Source organism: Huijunlia imazamoxiresistens, assembly GCF_037132455.1.
In the GTDB taxonomy this organism is placed as follows: domain Bacteria; phylum Bacteroidota; class Bacteroidia; order Chitinophagales; family Chitinophagaceae; genus Flavisolibacter; species Flavisolibacter imazamoxiresistens.
The window spans coordinates 1-20369 of the sequence record NZ_JBBBEI010000049.1; the positions used below are offsets into that span (position 1 = coordinate 1).

Consider the following 20369-nt stretch of genomic DNA (forward strand, 5'->3'; position numbering starts at 1 on the left):
CGGGCGGCAAGGCCCAGGTGCCTCAGTACCTGCACCAGCAGCCAGGCGCTGTCCCTGCAGGAGCCCGAGCCTTTTTCCAGCGTCTCTTCGCAGTTTTGAACCCCTTCCTCCAAACGGACCGTATAAGAAACAGCCCGGTGAACCCGGGTATTGAGCATTAACAGGAAATCAATGACACCCTGCACCGTACGGTCTGTTTGCTGCAGCCAGTGTTCCAAAAGGGGGCCCTTCTCCGCGATTTCCAGGTAGGGGCCCAGGTCTTTTTCCAGGGAGGCCTCGTAGGCAAACGGGAAACGCCCGGCATATTCCTCCAGGAAAAAATCGAACGGATTCACCGGCGCCAGTTCGCCAACGATCTTTACGTCAACGGTTAATTCTGTCGTAGGCCCGGTAAAGTCCACCCGGGCCAGGAAGTTGCCAAAAGGATCCTGCTGCCAGTGCAGGTGGTGGTTCGCAGGCCTGACCGCCAGCGAATAAATCTCAACGGGCATGCGGCAGTGGGCAACCGGCTTCAGCCGGAAGTAATGGGTGGTAAGATATACGGGACGCTCGTATTGGTAATGGGTCTGGTGCCGGATCAGTATTCTGTTGGCCATATTTCTTATTTGGGCTTGCCTGGTTCTGCGGAAGGCAGCACCCGAAGCTAAGCAAACTTTAGCCGAAAGAATCGGCCTGTACCGTTGACGGGCGGTTGCCGGCTCGAATTCGCAGTCATTATATTCCTGCGGTTTCCAAAAACGATCCTGCCGGACAGGGCCGTCAAAGAAGGACAGGAACCGCCTTTGCGCTTTAAAGTCCTCGAAAATATCAATATCTTCAGAAGATCAAACCCCCGAAGCGCTTCCCTTTGCCTGGGTTTTCCGTTCGTTACCCCGTTTATGAACCGTTCCCCCGAAAGTTCATCGCTAAACAGTTAACTATGCGGAAATTAAAGATCGGTATCATTGACCTGGTAAGCAAGGGGCCTTCCCATACTTTATGGGCCAGGATCATGCATGCCAACCTGGCCAGCATCATGCCGCAGGTGGTAGCGTGCTGGTGCGAGCAGGAAGGCCACGAGGTCAGCATGATTTGTTATACCGGGGCCGAAGACCTGAACAGGGAACTGCCAAAGAACGTGGACCTGGTATTTATCAGTTCCTTTACCCAGGCGGCCCTGCTCGCTTATGCACTGAGTAACTATTTCCGCAGCAGGGGAGCCGTTACCGTACTGGGCGGGCCGCATGCGCGTTGTTATCCCGATGATGCGGTACAGTATTTCGACTATGTGCTGGGTTTTACCCACAAGGCAACCATTTTGGAAGTGCTGAACAATTGTACTTCCCACCGTCCTGTTGGGAAACAAGTGGCCGAAAGCAAGCAGCCGTCCCATCTGCCCGGGGTGGAGGAACGCTGGAAGTTCATTGCCCCCACGCTGAAAAAAGCGCCTTTTCTCAAGTTCATCCCCATGCTCGGTAGTTTGGGCTGTCCCTATACCTGCTCTTTCTGCATTGACTCGGAAGTGCCCTACCAGCCTCTCGGTAATGAAGTGATCCGGAAGGACCTGCAGTTTTTGCTGACAAAATTTAAAAAGCCCGTAGTGGCCTGGCATGATCCCAACTTTGGCGTCCGCTTCAAGGACAACATGGAGGCCATAGCCGCGGCCGCACCCCCGAAAAGCTTCCGCTTTATTGCCGAAAGCAGTTTATCCATCCTGGGCGAAGACCACCTCAAAGTACTGGCGCAAAACGGCTTTGAGGCGCTGTTGCCCGGTATCGAGTCATGGTATGAGCTCGGCAACAAATCAAGAACCCAGCACGTAGCGGGCGAAGAAAAGGTGAACCGGATTTCCGAGCACGTCAACCTGATGTTCCGCTATGTTCCTTACGTGCAAACCAATTTTGTCCTGGGCCTCGACAGCGACTCCGGCAACGGGCCTTTTGAACTCACCAAGCGCTTTGTCGACAAAACGCCGGCGGCTTTCCCTGGTTACTCGCTGCTGACTGCCTTTGGCCAGGCGGCGCCGCTGAACCTGGAATACCAAAAGGCCGGCCGGGTGCTTCCTTTTCCGTTCCATTTTTTGAACAACCACCTGGCCATGAACCTGAAACCGAAGAACTACGGCTGGGTGGACTTTTACAACCGGGTGATTGACCTGACGGAATATACCTTTTCCCCAAAAGCCATGTACCAACGTTTTCTTGCCACCCCGGCCTTTACTTCCAAATGGATGAATTTTATGCGGGCGGTATCTTCGGAAGGGTACGGCCGCCTGCGGTTTTACCGGAAGGTACGCAAGCTGCTGCTGGAGGATAAGGCGTTCCGCAGCTTCTTCGAGGGTGAAACGCAGCAGTTACCTTTATTTTACCGCAACATCATTCAAAGGGACCTGGGGGTGTGGTGGCCATGGCTGCCGCAGGGAGCGCTGGTGCACAATCCCAATGCCTACCTGGACAAAAGCCGGGAGGGACGGGGCCGGGTTATATCCTCAATAACAACCGGGTAATTCCTGTGGCCAACCGATCCGGTAAACTAAAGGAAAGGCGGCGCACACCCTTCGGTTTTATGCCGGCAGCAGCAACCGAAAGGTAGTTCCGTTCCCACCCGCCGGCACCTTCCCGGACGGGGTGGTAAGAAGCTGCCTGCCAGGCCCCCAGGGCTGCAAAGCTATCTCCTTTTGCAACCTGAAAGGCCTGAGCTTGCCCTTTATGGATAAGATGAGTTTGCCGGCAGGCTTTCCGTGTCGCAACGGGACTTCCAATGCTTCCTTCCAGGCACCCTGCAGGTAAACCATGCGCTGGTTGTTCAGCCAGTCTCACGGAAGCATCATGGGAGGATAGGATAAAAGAAAAGGGAAAAGCGGCTGCTTTATTTATTGAATGTTTCCTCTTTGCGGGCCAGGCATTCCGGAATACTTGAGTAAGGCAAAAAGCCCCGAGTAGAAACAAGGGGCGCTAACGATTGCTTGCCATATGAAAGAGTTGCTATTGTCTGATTGGGCTGCCTGCAGCTTGCGGTAACCGTGAGCTCCACTGTAAGCCAATACCTTGCCAAAGCTCATAAGTTGACACAAAATTAGCCGGGGTTTGCCTTAGCGTTGGATCAGGTGAGGCGGTCCTTACCGGGAAGGCAGCTACACTGTTTAAAAGGATAACAGGTCAGGCACTTTACTTGCTTTTACCGCCATAAAGCCGGCAAACTTCAGGACTGCGCCTACCCTGAAATAAAAAGGATCATTATTCAGGAGTGGGAGAGATTTCCATACGTTTTTGGCCAGCGCCCTGGCCATTACATTTTTCGGGACGATTTTGAAAATGTCGGAGAATCGGGTGATCTGCCCTGCTTTGAGCGTTTGCCCGGCCAACAGGAACCGCTCGTCTATTACCAGCATGAAGGGAAATTACGAAAAATATCAAAGCGCCATGTCCTCCAGGCGTAAACGCGGATGAACAGTATGCCCTGTAAGGAGGTAAGGTATGATGGTGGTTTAAACACTTCCCAAAAGAAAAAGGGAAAAAAGAAAGCCTCCGGGATCAGCGGCCCGGGGCCCAAAGGGCAAAAAGGAAAAGGAATAAATCCGTGGATGGATGCCGACGCAAACCCTTGGTGCTGCCGGTGCAGGATACATTGCTCCAAATTGGTACTTCCGTTTTATGCCGGACGCTTTTTGGCCTTGCAGGCCCGGTCGCTACCTTCGCGTCTATTTTTTCCTTTTCTTCTGGGAGTGTCTATTTTGTTGTCGTGTTTTCTGAACTTCGGTTTGTTGCTATAGGTCTGCCTCGGAAATAAAAATCCCCTCGCGAAGGAGGGGAAAGTTTATAAGGCGTTGTGAATTTCGTTTGGCCAGGATAAGGACGCCTTTGGTTTTTCAGGATCTGGACGTTTTCAAAAGGTACTACGGATAAAACGGGCTTTTTTTGGATAATGGAATCGGTAGGTTTAAACTTTGGATATTGTTTCTGGATATTTCGGTTTTCAACAGGTATCGGATCGTTTGACCAGTCAAAGATACCGTCGTCCGGAAGGCTTTTTCGCCCCAAATCGGTGAATGCCGGACTTTTATAGATGGATACTCCTTCGGTAAATGGCATTAAGCGTTTAGCAGCGCAGGCAAGTAAGGGAAAAGGCTGATTCAGCTTGAAGCGGGCATCCTGCCCGTGCGAGGGGTAACGGGCAGAATCTGCCTCTGCCCCGTTCCTTTATTATAGGCTGGCTCGATTGTACACGAGGAGGTCATGATTAAGGGCAGATTTCTGTATTCTGGCAATTCCTAAATTTGTTTTATCCATTACCCAAAAACTTTTAATGCAGTTGCAAGACTCTTCTTATAAGATATGGCTTTCAGAAATCAAGCAGCGTATTCGCTCGGCTCAGATAAAGGCAGCCCTGAAAGTAAATGCCGAGTTGATCCATTTGTATTGGGAGCTGGGAAGGGAAATTCTGGAGAGGGAAAAGGCTGCGGAATGGGGTGATAAATGGCTTCATCAGCTGTCGAGGGATCTGACCATTGAGTTTCCGGATATGAAGGGGTTCTCTCATACCAACCTGAAGTATATCCGTCGATGGTACCAATTTTATAACTCCCTAATTGGGCAACAACTTGTTGCCCAATTACCGGACTTCCTGTCAAATATTCCATGGGGCCATCATCTCCACATCATTACCAAATGCAAGGATGGGGAAGAAGCGCTCTTTTATGTGAAAGAAACAGCTGAACATGGATGGAGTCGCAATGTGTTGGTGCACCAGATTGAAAGCGGCCTGTTCCAGCGAAAAGGTGCTGCTGTCACCAATTTTAAAGCAACCCTTCCTGCCCCGCAAAGCGACCTTGCCCGCGAACTGCTGAAAGATCCGTACAAATTCGACTTTCTGAATCTTGGCGAAGAGTACAAAGAAAAGGACCTGGAAGATGCCCTCGTACAGCATATTACAAAGTTCCTGCTAGAACTGGGCGCCGGTTTCAGTTATGTCGGCCGTCAGTATCATTTGGAAGTGGGAGGGGAGGACTTTTACCTCGACCTTCTTTTTTACCACCTGCGGCTGCGGTGTTTTGTAGTCATTGAACTGAAAACCGGTAAGTTTATCCCGGAATATGCCGGCAAGCTGAATTTCTACCTCAATGTGGTGGACGATGTGCTCCGGCATGCTTCTGATCACCCCTCCATTGGTATCCTGATTTGCAAGGAACGAAACAAAGTAATGGCGGAATACGCCCTCCGGGGCATCAACAAGCCGATAGGAATTACCGAATACCAACTCACCCAGGCTATACCGGAAGACCTGAAAGGGAAGCTTCCAACGATCCAGGAGATTGAGGAGGAATTGAGTGGGCTACAGGAGGAAGATTAGGGAATAAGGCTTGAGGCTTTTTTCTATATTTCTCGCTGACACAGTTTATTTAGCGCTCCTGCATCTTTTGGAGATTAGTACATGGGCCTGGTTTCTTTGGTTTCCACTTTTTCTTTTCACCCAACCCTGGCCGTGGAATTTGAGTAGGCGGGTGAAAAGAAAAATTAAGAGAGAGGCCTACAGGCGCATTCTGCAGCATTTCTCTTTCCCAATACTTAAGAGACAGCATGCTACAGTATGGTCAGTTGCCATCTACCCGGTACCTTTGTAGTACCGGCAGTTATTTTGTGGCTACCTTGAAAGTTGTCCTGCTGGATGCTATGCAACGGCCTGGCATTCACTATTACTATAGCGCAGCACCTTCGGCACAAAGGGTTCCCAGCCTTTTTATAATGTGTTGCACTTTTTCTAAAGGCAGCATGATCCTCGGATTTAATGGTTAGGAGGGGGGAGCCGAAAGCCTAGGTGGTTGTGGCAACCTTTCACGTATTCCAGCACTTCCGAGCGCTGGAAATACACCCGGCCGTTCACTTTGTGGGAGGGTAGTCCTTTTTTAGCCCAATCGTTCAGGGTTACAAGAGAAACGCCCAGCATCCGGGCCACATCCTTGCGGGTTATGAGGGGCTCTTCCATTTGGGGTTCCTGCTTTTGAGGCAGGGCGCCTTCCAGGCATTCCTGAACCGCTTCCCGTATCCACGTTTTAATTTCGCTTTCACCTGGAAATATTATGGTATGCATGGTAAAAGATTTTTGTCGGGGTGATGTAATTGAAGGTAAAGAAGTCCATGGCGTTTACATATGGAATTTTATTAAACAGTTACTCAATCAAATCAAACCCGGCCTTTGAGTGGGGGTGGCTTCTTTGGACATAGCACCCTTCTTGTCTGTTTAATGAAAAGAAGTTGGCCATTGCCTTTGATTAGGAAATGGCTACTTCATCATCGGCACTGAGCAGCTAAATAACGCCCGGGCTAATTTCCTAATTTCAAAACATTTTTATAGGTTTCCTGTATAGCGCTTAGCTTGTTAGACAGGATTTATATCAAGTATAAAGTTAGTTAATAGTTTATTACGCATTAAATGTTTATTTTACATCATTTTATTCACAAGGTAAACGTATCCCAGGTTAAAGAAGTAAATTAAAGGCAAAGCAGGCTTAGCGGCATTTAGTTCCCGGAAGGAAGAGGTAAATAAACAGGATGCGGGTATAGGAATTTAATTAAATGAGATGCAGAAATTGCGTAAACCAATGACGAAGTACAGGCCAGCTCATCTGTTGGCATACTGCGTCGTTGGTTTGGGATTAATACAAGGCTGAAATTAATATGGTATAATGCATTTAGAATAACCCGCTTATAACAATAGTCCGGTAGTTTTTTGAAATAGTAGAGTTTGGGAAAAAAGTTGGCAGGCAACAAAAAAGGCATTAGAAATTTGTATGTTAAAGCTCATTTCTAATGCCGTAGGAGTCTGCAGAGCAGCTCTAGCAAAATTAAGAAAGTTAGCCAGCCGGTAACAAAATTTATTTTTCATATTGTGCCCTTATGGCTGGGCATGAACTGCCGCATGACCTTTATGAATATGCAACGCTGGGGTGGCCGTAACGAGAAAAGCTACCGCTCCATGTTTTCAGGCTCTTTCGACTGGTTTTTCTTCAATTACGAAGTGGTCAGGTCCTGCTTTGGAAAAAAGAAGGTCCTGGCTATCTTCGAGCCCTCCTTTATCAGGAAGAGCGGGACCCAAACCTATGGAAAGGCAAAATTCTGGAGTGGCACCGCTAGCCGGGCACTCAGCGGCCTGGAAGTAGGCTGCCTGGTCTCGCCTCAGGCGAGATTGGGGTCAGTGATCATACAGCCCTGCATGCCCTGGCCGTGCAAAGCCCTTCACCAGAGCAGTTGCACCAAAAAGGACAGACCCTGGTGGATCACTATGTGAAGCTGATCACGGACCATATCGAAGAGATAAAAGCCCTGACCCCCTACCTGGTAGTGGACGGCTACTTTATGAAAAAAGAGTTTATCAAACCCTTGCTGAAACAGGACCTGCATATCCTGGCCAAAGCCCGCTGGGATGCCAACCTTCAGTACGTGTATAAAGGCAGGCAGAAAGCCACAGGCAGGAAAAGGGTTCGCGACGGCAAGATCGATACCACCAATGTTGACTGAAGGAGGCTGCGGTGTATTTGTTCCAGTGGGCAAAGGGATGTATTCGCCGGAGTGGTCTATTCCGCCCTGTTGTGCCGAAAAGTGTTGGCTGCCTTTATCTATTACAAGGAAGAAAAGACCGGGCAGTACAAAACTGACAAAAAAGGCAGGACCAGGCCCGAAATTTTGATCGCTACCGATACCGATCTGACGGCCCGCAGAATGGACAAGTATTATGAGCCTCGCTTCCAGGTGGAGTTTCTCATACGGGATTCAAAGAGCTATGCCGGACTGGAGGACTGCCAGGCCCGAAGCGAGCAGAAGTTGCACAACCACTGTAATATCGCTATGACGGCGGTTTCTGTGGCAAAGGCCGCTTACTACTTCCCTGTTGCTAAGAAGGAAAGAGCCGGCTTTTCCATGGCTGATATAAAAATGATCCATATGAACGAGTTGATCGCCAACCGCATTTTTTCCATCTTGGACCTGGATCCAAGTTGTGAAAAATATCAACAGGCCTTTGAAAACTGCCTTAGCTTCGGAAGGCTCAGAGCTTAAAAACTACCGGAGTATTGTTATAATAAATCAAGAATCTATTTCAGCAAAAAATAAATTGTTCAATATTTATCCTTTATGATTCTTTTGACAGATAAAAACAAAATAAGGCTTATCTTCACTGAGTTAATTTGAGCCTTGCATCAGTATTCATTAATTATCCTGCTTAGCAATCTGCATCTTAGTTACTTACTTCTTGCCTTTCTCAGATATTTTTAATCTATTTTATTTATCAAGTATGAACATTTATGTTTCTAATTTAAGCTTCAACGTCCAGGATGAAGACTTAAGAGAATTTTTTACGCCTTTCGGAGAAGTAAGCTCAGCTAAAGTTATTAATGACAGAGAAACTGGAAGGTCAAGAGGTTTTGGCTTTGTTGAAATGTCGGATGATACTTCTTCTAAAAAAGCAATTGCTGAATTAGACCAGGCTACTGTTGAAGGAAGGACCATTAAAGTTATGGAAGCCAAGGCTAGAGAAGACAGACCTGCTCGTAATAACCTTGGCGGAGGCTTTAATAGTGGAAGCAGCTACAATAAAAATCGTTACTAAAATATTATCTTAAGAAAAGCCCTGGTGAACCGGGGCTTTTTTAATGCATCTACTTTTATCATTAAAATTTAAATTTCATGGAAAGGTTTACCAAAGAGATCGCAGTTGGAAAAGAAATTAGGGTATTTGAATTTACAATGATAAAGAACTTCCAAGGCGTTAAATTCTTTGTTACATCAAAAGATGCAGATAACAAGCCTATCTCTTTCAGCTTAAAGCAAAAAGAGCAATGGGTATGGAAATTGGTACCAGGATCTTCACGCTGGCTATATGAGATAGAGAGCCAATTATCAGATGCCATTGTTGAAACACGCCTGTAGTAAAGTAGGTTATTGGCATTACCTGACTCATTCTAATTGATTTGCTTTCAGATTTAAGACTTTATACCTTTTACAATTGAGTTGTTCGTAAAAGGGGAGTGTAAAATAAACTGTGTCAGCGGGGGATATTGGGAAAAGGCCCCAAAGCCTTTTTCCCGATATGCCCTTTTACATATCGAGCTTTAAGCGGTCGCCAAATCTAATGGCCAGCTGGGATACCACCAAACTCCAGTTTTGCACCGGCTGCGTCCACTTCTTCTGGATGTTCTGGGCAGCCAGGTAAAGCAGCTTCAGAAGCGCCCTATCGGAGGTAAAAGCTCCCTTGGTCCTGGTTACCTTACGCACCTGGCGGTGAAAGTCCTCGATTGCATTCGTGGTATAGATCATCTTGCGGATAGCCGCCGTATAGCCGAAAAAGGCGCCCAGCTTGCCCCAGTTCCGGTTCCATGAATCAATCACTACAGGATATTTCTTCCCCCATTTCTCCTCCAGGGCCAGAAGTTGGTCTTCAGCCTGCTCTTTGCTCACTGCCTGGTAGACGGGCTTCAGATCAGCTTTGGAAAAGACGGCGCCTTCGTCCCCTTACTAAAAGAATTTTTGGAGTCCGGCCTTGAGGCAGAGATGGACGAGCACCTCGACCAGGATGAACGCAAGGAAGGGAACCGAAAAACGGCCGTTCCACCAAGCAGCTCAAACCCGCAGAAGGCACCCTGGAGTTGCAAACGCCCCGTGACCGCCATTCCTCCCTCGAACCCCAGATCGTTAAGAAAAGAGAGACCATCCTGGCCGAAAGCCTTGAAGAAAAGATCATCGGCATGTACGGGCTGGGCATGAGCTTCCGCGATATCTCCTCCCATATCAAGGACATGTATGCTACCGACATCTCCGCCGCCACTCCCTCTGCCATTACTGATAAAGTGATCCCTTTGGTCAAGGAATGGCAGAACCGGCCATTGGAGTCCCTGTACTGCATCGTCTGGCTTGATGCCATGCACTACAAGGTAAAGGAAAAAGGCAAGGTGGTGAGCCGGTGTGTCCATAACATCCTGGGCATCAACAAAGAAGGCCGAAAAGAGTTGATGGGCATGTATGTGTCGGAAAGCGAAGGGGCCAATTTCTGGCTGTCGGTTTTAAGCAATCTGCAGCATCGGGGCGTTGAAGATGTCCGGATGTCCTGCATCGATAACCTCAAGGGCTTTGCCGAGGCCATTGGCTCTATCTACCCCAAAACAGAGGTGCAGAGCTGCGTGGTGCACCAGATCCGTAACTCCCTGAAGTATGTAGCCAGTAAGGACCAGAAGGCCTTTAGGGCTGGACTTACCGGATCTCAGTTGTGCCAGGGCTTTCTTCTTTGTTTCTTCGTAGATGAATTTTTCTTTAGACATAAAATAACGGTGTTAAGGTCTACTAGTTTTTTAAACCTTGACACCCTATATTTTACACCCTCCCTCTCACGGGACGTTTAAATGAACAAAGCTGCATTGAGGTCTTCTCCTTGGAAGCCCTGCCCTTCAAAGTATTCTCTTGTAAGGGGGGTATTTATTTTTCCTTATTTGCTTCTATTTTGATTGCCGTCAGGGAACTGGCAAACTGCTTCTTCGTTTCATCTTCACAGCTATCCAGGTAGCTTTCCGTGGTTTTTACATCACTATGGCTCAGCGCTTCCGAAATAAACTCGATGCTGGCCCCGGAACGCTTCATCTCAGTGGAAAAAGAGTGGCGGGCCGTATAGGTGGTAATCCGCATGTTGATGCCCAGGTTTCGGGAAATGCGCTGCATCCAAGTGCTCCAACAAGTAATAACAAGTAAGTAAGAGCAAGGTTTCAAATGAAGCCAGGGTCGAAGAAAATTAAAACTTATGTGGATGGATATTGTAAAAGCTTTTGTTTTTGGTAGGGCTAAAAATAAAACCGAGGCATTAAATTCGGAAGAGAAAGAATGTTTTTATTGATCCTACCAAGAGAGATAAGTGACTTTTGCTGTGCAAAAGTAAGGAAAATTTGTTAACTCTTAGCCTTTTCGTCGAAAAAATTTGTTTTTCTCGCGCATCACGGCTAACTTCAATGCCGGAAGCAAATCGCGACGCAAGAAGCCGGCATTGAAGTTAGCCGTGATGCGGAGAGCGAATTATTTTAAAGCATGAAAACGAAAATAACCATAAAGAAAGATTCTAAAGCTGCCGTGGCAATTAAGGCTTATATGGCAGAGAAGGAGGCTTTTAGAAAGGCTGTGCAAGAAGGACGGGCAATAGATTACGTCAGGAAAAATCCGCAGCAATTTGGTCAAACCGTATAGTATTACTCATCACGAAGGTGGGCGGCTGCACACTTTCACAACAGATCAGGGAATTCAATATAGCTGCGTATTTGGCGAAGTCCCGTTAATTCCTCCCTTTTTAGGTGTTTACGACCTTGAGGTGAGGGATTTTTCATTTTATCCATATGATCCCACTCCTCATATAAAGAAGAAAATAGATGAGCGTGTAGCGCCGACCTTAATGGAAATTTTAAATCATTTTTTCTCCCGTCCCGAACGAATCCTGGTTTATATATGCGATGACAGCGAGGGGCTAATTAAAGCGAGAGCGCGGCAGAAGTTATTTAATAGTTGGTATCAAACTGTTACAGATGTAATGGAACGGCACGAACTGGAAGTAGAGATCGAAGATCTTAATCTTACCCTTTATGGAGGGGTTGTGCTGAGCAGAAATTGTCCGCATCCCGAAATAGCAAGACAGTATTTAGTAGAAAGAGCTTCAGAAATCATATTTGAGAAATACGGTTATTAGAGTCGGCTCAGGTGGATAATGGAAATGCCTTGCTTTTCTTCGAACACGTGCTCATTGCGCCTAATGGGTCGTTTCAGGCGCAGGACAGATACACCGACCACTTTATTTGCCTTGGGTATTTGATTTCCTTTCGATGGATTAACAAGGGGAGCCATCATCTTCAAAATCAATTATTCAATCGATTTGTTTTCTTTCTTGAATGCCGTCAGGGAACTGGCAAACTGCTTCTTCGTTTCATCCTCAAAGCTATCCAGGTAGCTTTCCGTGGTTTTTACATCACTATGGCCCAGGGCCTCGGAAATAAACTCGATGCTGGCACCGGAGCGCTTCATCACCGTTGAAAAGGAGTGCCGGGCCGTATAGGTGGTGATCCGCTTGTCGAGGCCCAGGTTTTGGGCAATGCGCTGCATCCAGGTGTTGACCACCTGGATAAACTGCTGGATAAGGTCCCTTTGGCGGGTGGCGGTCAGGCCGGGTTCCAGGATGGGGAAGACGTAGGTGTCCGGGGAAATCGGCGGGTTACCCCACTTGGTCATGGTGTGCCGCATTTCCTCGTTGATGAAGATCTGGATCGGCTTGGGGTTGGCGCGGGTGCTGCGGATGGTCTTGGCCCGGTCGATCACCAGGTAGTCGCCCCGGACGTTTTTGTACTGCAGCAGGGCCACGTCCTTCATGTTGATGCCGTTGGCAAAGTAGCTGAAGAGCCAGAAGTCCTTGCCCTTTGCTTCCCCTTCTATCCCGGTTTGGGGCTCGTAGTAGTAGATCTTGCCGATCTCGGCCAGGGTAAGGGCTTTTTTGATGTTGCGGCTGGCGGGTATCTGGTACCTGCGCTTGCCGAAAGGGTAGTAGTCCCGGGGAACAATGCCCTGGGCGATCGCTTCGTTGTAAATGGCCCGCAGCGGGCGCAGGTAGATACCCACCGTGGAAATGGAGTTGCCCCTGCCGATCATCCATTTTTCAAAGTCTTTTAGCAACTCCGGGGTGATGTCCCCGAATTTGAGGTTCTTTTTGAAGTTGTCCAGGCTGCGCATGCTGTTGGTGTAGCTGGAGGCCGAGCCCACGCGGTCCTCGCGCAGGAGGTTACCGATGTATTCTTCGTAGAGGGTGTGGACCAGTTCGCGGGCAAAGGATTTCTGTCCCATTTTCCGGTCGTACTCGTGAAAGCTGAAGGGCGACCGGACGGTTTTGGCAACAGCCTGGGCTTTTGCCACCTTTTCATTTAGCTGCATTTTGATGTCGGCGATTTCCCGGCTGGTACGCCGGTCGGTGAGCCCCTTGAATTCTTCCCGGGAAAGGTCGATGTCGGTGGGGTAGTACTTGGCCTTGCGGTTGCAGGTCACCCTGATCTTGACGGGGTATTTCTGGTTGGTTTTTTCCCGGCGGGTGTCATGGAATAAGGAAACACGTACCATAGCACACTGGTTTAGGAGATCAAAAAATGGGGGTACTTTAGCGGGTGGCGCCTCCATCGTGTCAAGGTGATGGAGGGCTTTTCGTGAAGGTTCTTTGAGTTAAAGGTACTTCAAAAATTTGCAAACAATTTGCAAACAAAATCCAGTTAAATCGCGCTAAACTAGGTTTGGGTAAATTAAGTAAATTGGCTGTAATGCAGTCTGGTGGCTGGTTTTGGAAAAAATGTGGAAATTGGGAAAATAGTAAAATAAGGCCAAAAAGGAACTCTTAATCAGCGGGTCTAGGGTTCGAGTCCCTACAGGGTCACAACCGTTGAAAGCCTTACCCAGTAAGGCTTTCCTTATTTTAGGAAACTTCCCTGCGCTGTAGCTATTTCGGAATTCTTAACACTTTTCTTAACACTTCCAAATAGTTGCCATTTTATTGTTTTACCATACCCGTCTGCATGCTTATGTCGTAGTGGAATTAAAAGCAAGGCCGTTTGAGCCGGGCGATGCCGGTCAATTGAACTTCTATGTCAATGTCGTGAATGACAGGCTAAAAGGGCCTCGGGACGGAGATACCATTGGTTTGCTGCTGTGCAAGGGAAAGGACAAGGTGCTGGCTGAATATGCATTAAGAGGCTATCGCCAACCGTTAGGCGTTTCAGACTACCAGATCAGCAAAGCAATTCCCGAAGAGCTAAAGTCGTCACTGCCGGATATTAGTGAATTGGAAAAGGAGCTTACAGAAGGGGCAAATGTTTAACTCATTGCTTTTATTCATTTTATCACTTTTTGCTCCGTATATATTGAATTATCCAGTACCTAGCGAATAAAGAAAAATGTTTAAAATGTAGGTTGCCCGTTATTCCTGGGTCAACTCCGTAGTCCTGTAGGGGTGCGACGTTTTGGCCGAGATGTCCCATAATGCGAAGCGGCTTCGTTGCAGGGAGAGACAAAAATAAAGGATATTGAAGCGGGGCAAATTTGTAACATACTAAAGCAGTGGCCCTTGAACCTCTTTACCCATGGGTAAGTTTAAATATAAAGTTCGAAACCAAAACCTCTGCCTGAGCTGAAACGGCAAATAGATGGGAATGAGCACCTGAAAAGAAAGTCGATCCCTTTTGTTTTCCTGTCGACCACGGCCACCCAGTCGGCCGTAGATGAGGCATATATCCGAATGACCATACAGGGATTTTTGTAAAGCGCCACAGTGTCGAGGAAATGAAAAGCTCTATTCAATTAACTGTCGGCTATTGGAAGGCCTGCAGGCACCCGAACACAGCCTAACCTGCCGGAGAAATTGTGAACCAGAGGATTACGGCTTATTACAGCCTATTCTTCATCAACTCAGGAGGGGCGCAGCCTTCAGGGGTTTGAAGGAGCCGTAATCCGGCATGCCGTCGGGACCGCTCTGTGGGAAAGCCCGGAAGCGGCCCACGGCCGAAACTGGAAAGAACCGGCATAAAGTTAGTACCCCAATTTGCAAAAGCAAACTACCTGCCCAACCGGGTACAGGCATCCATCGTACGGAAACAACTGGCAGAACAGGAACCTCTGAATCAATGAGGTTTAATCTGCGGCATTCCAAAATTGCTGTTTTGCGGAAAACGTGATTTGGCATGCAAATTCCTGGCGTAGTTTTTAACTCCTGTTCCCATTAAATCAGAAAAATCTGTGCATTCTTCCCTAAATAACTTGTCTATTTTAAAAGCCCTTCCCGGAGCCCACCTGATCCTCTTGCCTGACCCGCCCCGTTTTACTATTGCAGGCGCCAGCAACGCCTACCTGAACGCTACCTTCCTTAAAGGAGACGACGCCATAGGTCGTGGGCTTTTTGAAACCAATACGGACAACCCCAATAATCCACACGCTACCGGGGTAAAAAACCTGAGAGCCTCCCTGGGTTATGTGCTGGAGCACAACGAGGAACACCGCATGGCGGACCAGCGCTATGATATCCAAAATCCTGCGACCGGGCAGTTTGAACTGCGGGTCTGGAGACCACTGAATACCCCTGTGCTGGATGAGGAGGGAAGGATTGAGTATATCATTCATTCCATAGAGGATGTCACCAACACCATACAGTTGCAGGAAGCAGAACAGGCAATAAATCGACAATTCCAGCAAAGCGAGGCAAAATACCGCAACTTGTTTGAAGCGCTGGACCAGGGCTTTTGCCTGATTGAACTGATCTTTGATGGTGCCGGCAACGCCGAAGACTATCGTTTCCTGGAAGTGAACCCGGTTTTTGAACAGCAAACCGGCCTGAAAGAGGCTGTAGGAAAAACGGCCCGGGAGCTGGTGCCGGGACTGGAGCCCTACTGGTTTGAACGGTATGGAAAAGTGGCCCGGACTGGCGAGCCCATCCGTTTTGTGGAAGGTTCCGAGGCCATGGGGCGCTGGTTTGAGGTCTATGCCTTCCGGATCGAGGAATACCCCAAAGTAGCCCTTTTGTTTACCGACATAACCGGGCGGAAAAAAGCGGAAGAAGCCCTGCGGCAAAGTGAAAACAACCTGCGCAACATCATCCTGCAAGCGCCGGTGGCCATGGGGATTTTAAAAGGGCCGTCCTTTGTGGTGGAACTGGCCAATGAACGCCTTTATGAGCTGTGGGGCAGAGGGGCAGAAGACCTGGCAAACCGGTCCATATTCGAAGGCTTGCCGGAGGTCCGGGACCAGGGTTACGAAGAGCTGCTGGTGGGTGTATACACTACCGGAAAGAGCTTCTCGGCCTATGGCACTCCTGTGTCCGTGCCACGTAATGCGGGCATTGAAACCATTTACATTAATCTGCTCTACGAAGCTTTCCGGGAGGGCGATGGTACCATATCGGGCGTTATGGTGCTGGCAGCTGAGGTTACCGACCTGGTGATGGCCAATTTAAAGGTGGAGGAAAGCTACCGGGAATTGCAGTTTGTCATGGATTTCATGCCGCAGATGGTCTGGTATACGCAGCCGGATGGGACAGCGGACTTCTTTAACCAGGTGTACCAGGACTATACAGGGCTTTCCTCCGGGCAGCTCCGGGGCAAAGGATGGACCGCGGTGATCCATCCCGATGATGCAGAGGCTTCCACCAACGCCTGGAAGGAGGCGCTGGCAGGCCGCAATGACCTCTTTACCCTCGAACACCGCCTGCGGGGAAAGGACGGGCAGTACCGTTGGTTCCTGTCGCGCGGCATCCCGCTCCGGGACGAAGGTGGTGCCGTTGTAAAATGGTACGGCACCTCTACCAATATTGAACTGCAAAAGGCGGCCGAAGTAGTCCTGGAACAACGGGTGGAAGAGCGGACGGCAATTCTGGAACAGAGGAACAGCGAACTGCAACAGTTCGCCTATGTATCACACCATGACCTGCAGGAGCCGCTGCGCAAGATCCTGGTATTTGGTGATATGGTGAAATCCGACAGCTATGAGCGGCTTACGGAAGCTTCCAGGATCCGGCTGGATAAGATGCTGGCCAGTGCCCGGCGCATGCGGGTGGCGCTCCAGGATATCCTCAACTTTGCCAGCCTGGACAAAGAAGAAGAGTTCATTGAAACCGACCTGAACGAAATCCTAGTGGCGGTTCAACTGGACCTGGAGCTGGCGATCAGCGAAACCGGCGCCCGCTTGACCTCAGAACCCTTGCCTACCATAAAGGCGGTACCCCACCAGATGCAGCAGTTGTTTTATAACCTGATCGGCAACGCCCTGAAATTCTCAAAGCCTGGGGAGCGGCCCCTTATTTCTATTACCTGCCGACTATCCGGTGCCCGGGAGAAGGACCAACCCCGCTACGAGATTGCCATCACGGATAATGGGATTGGCTTTCAGTCCGGCGCGGCCGAAAAGATCTTTGAGATCTTCCAGCGCCTGCACAGCAAGGAGGATTATGCCGGTACGGGCATCGGCCTGGCGCTTTGTAAAAAGGTGGTCCAGAACCACGGCGGGAAGATCTGGGCCGAAGGCAGGCCCGGAACGGGCGCCACGTTTAAAGTGCTGCTGCCAGGAAGGTAGCAGGCGCGCAGAGACGGATGAACGAAGAAAGACCGAAGGGGAATAAGCCGATCAGCATGTGCAGGTATGGGGTGACGTATACCTACTTACTACCACCTGTACCCGACAGCGTCATGGGTAACCAAACGGTCAACCAGCAAGCGTTTCGTGTGCCGGCTTGCGAAACATATAGATGAAGTATGTTGCCACCATCCTGCTTCAGGAAAACTTCAATACTTGTAACTGTTTAAAAGCAAACCCTTTAAGGCAAGATCTATTGGGCATTTCACGCCGAAGAGGAGGCACTCCTGCTATGGGTTCAATCTTTTATACATTTATACCAAAAGGAAAAGAAATGATTAAGGGTCCCATCATCATTATTGACGACGATCACGACGATCAGGAAATATATGGAGAAGCAATTAAGGAAATTGGCCTTGCCAACGAAATCCATTTTTTTGACCGTGCGCCAAAGTTCCTGGAGTATATCCAAACCACTGAAGAGCAACCATTTATTATCCTGTCGGATATCAATATGCCGGAAATGACCGGCCTGGAGCTGAAGAAGAAAATCGACGAAGACCCTTATCTGAAGACCAAGGGAATCCCCTTTGTTTTTATTTCTACCAATGCCAGTTCAACGTCTGTGCGTCATGCGCATGCTTTGAGCGTTCAGGGCTACTTTGAAAAGCCCCATGATATGGAAGGCATCAAAGTAATGCTGCGAACGCTATTTGCATACTGGGGGCTGTGCAAGCACATAAATAATACCTGAAGGCGCACGATAGCCGAGGCAACAGGCGTTGGAGGGCTTTCGGTTGCATTTTCCTGTTGAAGTCCGCTGCTGGAGCGGAACTGCTGAATAGGAGAGAAATTGTAAAGCGACGTGTGCGCTTTCGGGAAAATGTCTTTTTCATTTAAAGGTATGAAAGAGGCCGGTAAGGCCATCGGCAATACGGCTGAAAAGCAGGCCGCAAGCTGAATAATGCCCATGGTTATTGCGGAAGGATAAGGGTAAAAGTGGCGCCTTCGCCCTCCCGTGAAGCGGCAGAAACGATTCCGCAGTGGTTGTCCATGATCCGTTTGGCAATGGCCAGGCCCAGCCCGCTGCCCTCGTATTCCCCTTTTCCATGCAGGCGGGTGAACAGCCCAAAGATCTTTTCGGCAGCGCCCGGGCTAAATCCAATGCCGTTGTCCTGCACCTGGAGCTGGAGGTAACGGTCTGCGGTAGGTAATGCGTGCCGTTTCCCTTCCTCCGGGCCCAGCCAGCTATGGGTAATGAAAATGCGGGGCGGCACCTGCGGGCGGGAAAACTTCAGGGCATTGGACACCAGGTTCTGGAACAACTGCCGGAACTGGGCCGGGACCACCTTTATTTCAGGAAGCTCATCAAAGACTATTTTTGCCTGTTTCTCTTCTATGGTGGATTCCAGCACTTCCAGCACTTCCCGGACTACGTCTGCCAAAGCCGTTTCGGTGCGGTCTTCCCATTGCTTCAGAGTGGAATAGGCCATAATGTCATCGATCATCCGGCGCGCCTGTACGGCGCAATGATGCGCCTTCTGAAGCGTCAGACGGCCCTTCTCCGTTAAGCTCTCTTCCCGGGACAATACCAGGTCGGTAAAGGAGGCGATCTTGCGCAACGGCTCCTTGAGGTCGTGGGAGGCCACGTGGGCAAACTGCTCGAGGCTTTCGTTGGAGCGCTCCAGGGCAGCGGTTTTTTCCTGCAGCTCCAGCTCCGCCTTTTTGCGCAGGGTGATGTCCTGGACAGTGCCCACGAGCTTGACCGGCATTCCATCAATGAAAACGGCAATGCCCCGGGACCACATGTATTTCAGTTGATCGTTTTTAAGGTAGCGGAATTCCGACTCGTAGGCCCCTTTTTCCAGCGCCAGGGCCAGGGAACGGGCTACTTTATCCCTGTCGGCCGGGTGGACGAACTGCATAAAGCCATCCATGCCCAAACCGGGTTCGATCTCGAAGATGCGGTACAGCTCGGGTGAACTGTTGGCCTTGCGGGTTTGCAGGTCCCACTCAAAACTGCCGATCCGGGCGATCTGCTGGGCCTCCAGCAGTTCGGCCTCATGCCGGGCGATGCGGCCCTTGAGCAGTTGAATATAGGTGTTGGCGGCGGCGGTGGTGTTGCCCGTAAAAAAACTGTCCAGCTCGTCCACCAGTTCCAGGGAGGTCGCCTGGTCGGTGGTGTATTCGGGGATGAACAGGCGGAACGCCCGGCTTCGTACGTAATTGATCAGGTAAATATCTTCGGCCACCAGCTCAAACTGCCCGATGACTTCCAGCTGGTCAGCCTTCCACCGCTCCAGCGATTGTTCGATGAGTTCCGTTACCCGGTTTTGAATCAGCATGCCCAGGAATTCCGTCATGGAACTTTTGGCAAGGGCTACCAGTTGATCGTCACTGTAGTGGGCCAGCAGCCGCAGGGCCGGCACCTCCGCTTCGCGCGCCAGCAGCAACTGCTGGCGGGACAGGGCATCCAGCCGCTGCTCGAGCAGGTAACGGCAATAGTGGGGCAAAAAACGGTACGCATGGGAACGGGTATAGGATCGAATAAACCGCACGGGATATTTTTTTAGTTTCTAAAAGAAAAGGGTTCCAGGAAGGGACCGGTAGGTATTTTAACCTGCAGCCGCGCGAAATAAAAGGGATCCTTCAGTGGTTGAACCAAGGAATAGACATCGTATTTATCCGTAATTCAAAGATGGAGTAACCCATCTGTTTACAAATATATACCCTTCGGCACCTTCCTGGTGTACTTTCTTTTAAATGCCCGGGGCCTGCAACCAGGAACCTCTGCCTGCCAAACCTGTCCTTGCCTGTTACGTTCCCTGGGCACATTCGGTGCACCTGCTGCGAAAGCTTCCTGTGTTTACCCGGGTGAGCGGTTCGAAGGGATGGGTTTGGGTAATGGAGAGGCGGGGCATCAGGGCATTTGTTCGCTTATCCGTAGCCCTATGTCGTCCAGCAGATCCTGATTGCCCGGGTTTCCCAGGCAGCTGTTGTCATGAATATATACGGTAATAACGGAAGGCGGCTGTGCGCCTCTTCCGTTCCCCTCGTAATAGGAAAGAGTGGCGCTATAGCTTCCCAGCAGATTTCTCTGGACTTCGTAATGCGCCAGGGCGCCTTTGTATAAAACTTCGATTTTAATTGCCATAACAGCCAGAGGTTATTCGTGGATTCAAAAAATAAATTCATTACTGGCTGCTCACTGCTTCCGGGAGGGAACAAGGAGTAAGAATAAGCATCGCTCCGGCCATTACTGCCCAATAATCATGCTATACC

The 20369-nt window shown here is 49.5% G+C and carries 18 protein-coding genes and 3 pseudogenes; 12 read left to right on the plus strand and 9 right to left on the minus strand.

Annotation, left to right across the window (positions count from 1 at the left end):
• On the minus strand, positions 1-596 hold a 596-nt coding region (locus tag V9K67_RS25975), incomplete at its 3' end, for a transglutaminase family protein (RefSeq protein ID WP_336727868.1).
• Positions 597-919: 323 nt separating this feature from the next.
• On the opposite strand from V9K67_RS25975, the gene V9K67_RS25980 reads away from it, so the two are divergent.
• Positions 920-2485, plus strand: a complete 1566-nt coding sequence (locus V9K67_RS25980) for a B12-binding domain-containing radical SAM protein (RefSeq protein ID WP_336727870.1) — start codon at positions 920-922, stop codon at positions 2483-2485.
• Between the two features lie 636 nt (positions 2486-3121).
• Here the strand turns inward: V9K67_RS25980 and V9K67_RS25985 are convergent.
• Positions 3122-3370 carry a hypothetical protein gene (locus tag V9K67_RS25985; RefSeq protein ID WP_336727872.1) on the minus strand — a complete coding sequence of 83 codons (249 nt, stop codon included), beginning with the start codon at positions 3368-3370 and terminating at the stop codon, positions 3122-3124.
• A gap of 914 nt (positions 3371-4284) precedes the next feature.
• Here V9K67_RS25985 and V9K67_RS25990 point away from each other — a divergent pair.
• Entirely contained in the window at positions 4285-5328 is a 1044-nt protein-coding gene (locus V9K67_RS25990; protein ID WP_336727874.1) for a PDDEXK nuclease domain-containing protein, read from the plus strand.
• A gap of 432 nt (positions 5329-5760) precedes the next feature.
• Here the strand turns inward: V9K67_RS25990 and V9K67_RS25995 are convergent, their stop codons facing one another.
• A complete protein-coding gene (locus V9K67_RS25995; protein ID WP_336727876.1) occupies positions 5761-6066 on the minus strand; it encodes a helix-turn-helix domain-containing protein in 306 nt (101 codons plus the stop codon).
• Between the two features lie 1157 nt (positions 6067-7223).
• On the opposite strand from V9K67_RS25995, the gene V9K67_RS26000 reads away from it, so the two are divergent.
• From V9K67_RS26000 to V9K67_RS26015, 4 genes are all read left to right on the plus strand, one after another.
• A complete protein-coding gene (locus V9K67_RS26000) occupies positions 7224-7493 on the plus strand; it encodes a hypothetical protein (RefSeq protein ID WP_336727878.1) in 270 nt (89 codons plus the stop codon).
• Positions 7494-7544: 51 nt separating this feature from the next.
• On the plus strand, positions 7545-8030 hold the full coding sequence (locus V9K67_RS26005) for a hypothetical protein (protein WP_336727880.1): 486 nt from the start codon (positions 7545-7547) through the stop codon (positions 8028-8030).
• 235 nt (positions 8031-8265) lie between these two features.
• On the plus strand, positions 8266-8580 hold the full coding sequence (gene rbp / locus V9K67_RS26010; RefSeq protein WP_336727881.1) for an RNA-binding regulator: 315 nt from the start codon (positions 8266-8268) through the stop codon (positions 8578-8580).
• A gap of 77 nt (positions 8581-8657) precedes the next feature.
• A complete protein-coding gene (locus tag V9K67_RS26015) occupies positions 8658-8900 on the plus strand; it encodes a hypothetical protein (protein WP_336727883.1) in 243 nt (80 codons plus the stop codon).
• 168 nt (positions 8901-9068) lie between these two features.
• Here the strand turns inward: V9K67_RS26015 and V9K67_RS26020 are convergent.
• Positions 9069-9455: pseudogene (locus V9K67_RS26020) on the minus strand (transposase); the annotation flags it as partial.
• Here V9K67_RS26020 and V9K67_RS26025 point away from each other — a divergent pair.
• Positions 9456-10219: pseudogene (locus V9K67_RS26025) on the plus strand (IS256 family transposase); the annotation flags it as partial.
• Between the two features lie 220 nt (positions 10220-10439).
• Here the strand turns inward: V9K67_RS26025 and V9K67_RS26030 are convergent.
• On the minus strand, positions 10440-10679 hold the full coding sequence (locus tag V9K67_RS26030) for a tyrosine-type recombinase/integrase (RefSeq protein ID WP_336727886.1): 240 nt from the start codon (positions 10677-10679) through the stop codon (positions 10440-10442).
• Positions 10680-11039: 360 nt separating this feature from the next.
• Here V9K67_RS26030 and V9K67_RS26035 point away from each other — a divergent pair, with 360 nt between their 5' ends.
• Both V9K67_RS26035 and V9K67_RS26040 read left to right on the plus strand, forming a co-directional pair.
• Positions 11040-11195 carry a hypothetical protein gene (locus tag V9K67_RS26035; protein ID WP_336727888.1) on the plus strand — a complete coding sequence of 52 codons (156 nt, stop codon included), beginning with the start codon at positions 11040-11042 and terminating at the stop codon, positions 11193-11195.
• Positions 11179-11688, plus strand: a complete 510-nt coding sequence (locus V9K67_RS26040) for a DUF6169 family protein (protein WP_336727890.1) — start codon at positions 11179-11181, stop codon at positions 11686-11688. The genes V9K67_RS26035 and V9K67_RS26040 overlap by 17 nt, the downstream gene beginning before the upstream one ends.
• A gap of 170 nt (positions 11689-11858) precedes the next feature.
• Here V9K67_RS26040 and V9K67_RS26045 read toward each other — a convergent pair whose 3' ends face one another.
• Entirely contained in the window at positions 11859-13100 is a 1242-nt protein-coding gene (locus V9K67_RS26045) for a tyrosine-type recombinase/integrase (protein ID WP_336727891.1), read from the minus strand.
• 424 nt (positions 13101-13524) lie between these two features.
• Between V9K67_RS26045 and V9K67_RS26050 the strand changes: the two are divergent.
• Positions 13525-13788, plus strand: a pseudogene (locus tag V9K67_RS26050) (PDDEXK nuclease domain-containing protein); the annotation flags it as partial.
• Positions 13789-13791: 3 nt separating this feature from the next.
• Here the strand turns inward: V9K67_RS26050 and V9K67_RS27235 are convergent.
• Positions 13792-13866: a Cas8a1 family CRISPR/Cas system-associated protein gene (locus V9K67_RS27235; protein WP_414696814.1), complete on the minus strand. Its 75-nt coding sequence runs from the start codon at positions 13864-13866 to the stop codon at positions 13792-13794.
• A 917-nt stretch (positions 13867-14783) separates the two neighbouring features.
• On the opposite strand from V9K67_RS27235, the gene V9K67_RS26055 reads away from it, so the two are divergent.
• Positions 14784-17087, plus strand: coding sequence for a PAS domain-containing sensor histidine kinase (locus V9K67_RS26055; RefSeq protein WP_336727894.1), 2304 nt, complete (start codon positions 14784-14786; stop codon positions 17085-17087).
• 172 nt (positions 17088-17259) lie between these two features.
• Entirely contained in the window at positions 17260-17841 is a 582-nt protein-coding gene (locus V9K67_RS26060) for a response regulator (RefSeq protein ID WP_336727895.1), read from the plus strand.
• A gap of 220 nt (positions 17842-18061) precedes the next feature.
• On the opposite strand, the gene V9K67_RS26065 is transcribed toward V9K67_RS26060, so the two are convergent.
• Together V9K67_RS26065 and V9K67_RS26070 are read right to left on the minus strand one after the other, a co-directional pair.
• On the minus strand, positions 18062-19645 hold the full coding sequence (locus V9K67_RS26065; protein WP_336727897.1) for a sensor histidine kinase: 1584 nt from the start codon (positions 19643-19645) through the stop codon (positions 18062-18064).
• 362 nt (positions 19646-20007) lie between these two features.
• Positions 20008-20241, minus strand: a complete 234-nt coding sequence (locus tag V9K67_RS26070; protein ID WP_336727899.1) for a hypothetical protein — start codon at positions 20239-20241, stop codon at positions 20008-20010.
• Between the last annotated feature and the right edge of the window lie 128 nt (positions 20242-20369).

Coding starts and splice junctions, on each gene's coding strand:
- V9K67_RS25980 (WP_336727870.1), top strand. CDS start 920: ATGCGGAAATTAAAGATCGGTATCATTGACCTGGTAAGCAAGGGGCCT.
- V9K67_RS25985 (WP_336727872.1), bottom strand. CDS start 3,370: ATGCTGGTAATAGACGAGCGGTTCCTGTTGGCCGGGCAAACGCTCAAA.
- V9K67_RS25990 (WP_336727874.1), top strand. CDS start 4,285: ATGCAGTTGCAAGACTCTTCTTATAAGATATGGCTTTCAGAAATCAAG.
- V9K67_RS25995 (WP_336727876.1), bottom strand. CDS start 6,066: ATGCATACCATAATATTTCCAGGTGAAAGCGAAATTAAAACGTGGATA.
- rbp (WP_336727881.1), top strand. CDS start 8,266: ATGAACATTTATGTTTCTAATTTAAGCTTCAACGTCCAGGATGAAGAC.
- V9K67_RS26015 (WP_336727883.1), top strand. CDS start 8,658: ATGGAAAGGTTTACCAAAGAGATCGCAGTTGGAAAAGAAATTAGGGTA.
- V9K67_RS26030 (WP_336727886.1), bottom strand. CDS start 10,679: ATGCAGCGCATTTCCCGAAACCTGGGCATCAACATGCGGATTACCACC.
- V9K67_RS26035 (WP_336727888.1), top strand. CDS start 11,040: ATGAAAACGAAAATAACCATAAAGAAAGATTCTAAAGCTGCCGTGGCA.
- V9K67_RS26045 (WP_336727891.1), bottom strand. CDS start 13,100: ATGGTACGTGTTTCCTTATTCCATGACACCCGCCGGGAAAAAACCAAC.
- V9K67_RS26060 (WP_336727895.1), top strand. CDS start 17,260: ATGAAGTATGTTGCCACCATCCTGCTTCAGGAAAACTTCAATACTTGT.
- V9K67_RS26070 (WP_336727899.1), bottom strand. CDS start 20,241: ATGGCAATTAAAATCGAAGTTTTATACAAAGGCGCCCTGGCGCATTAC.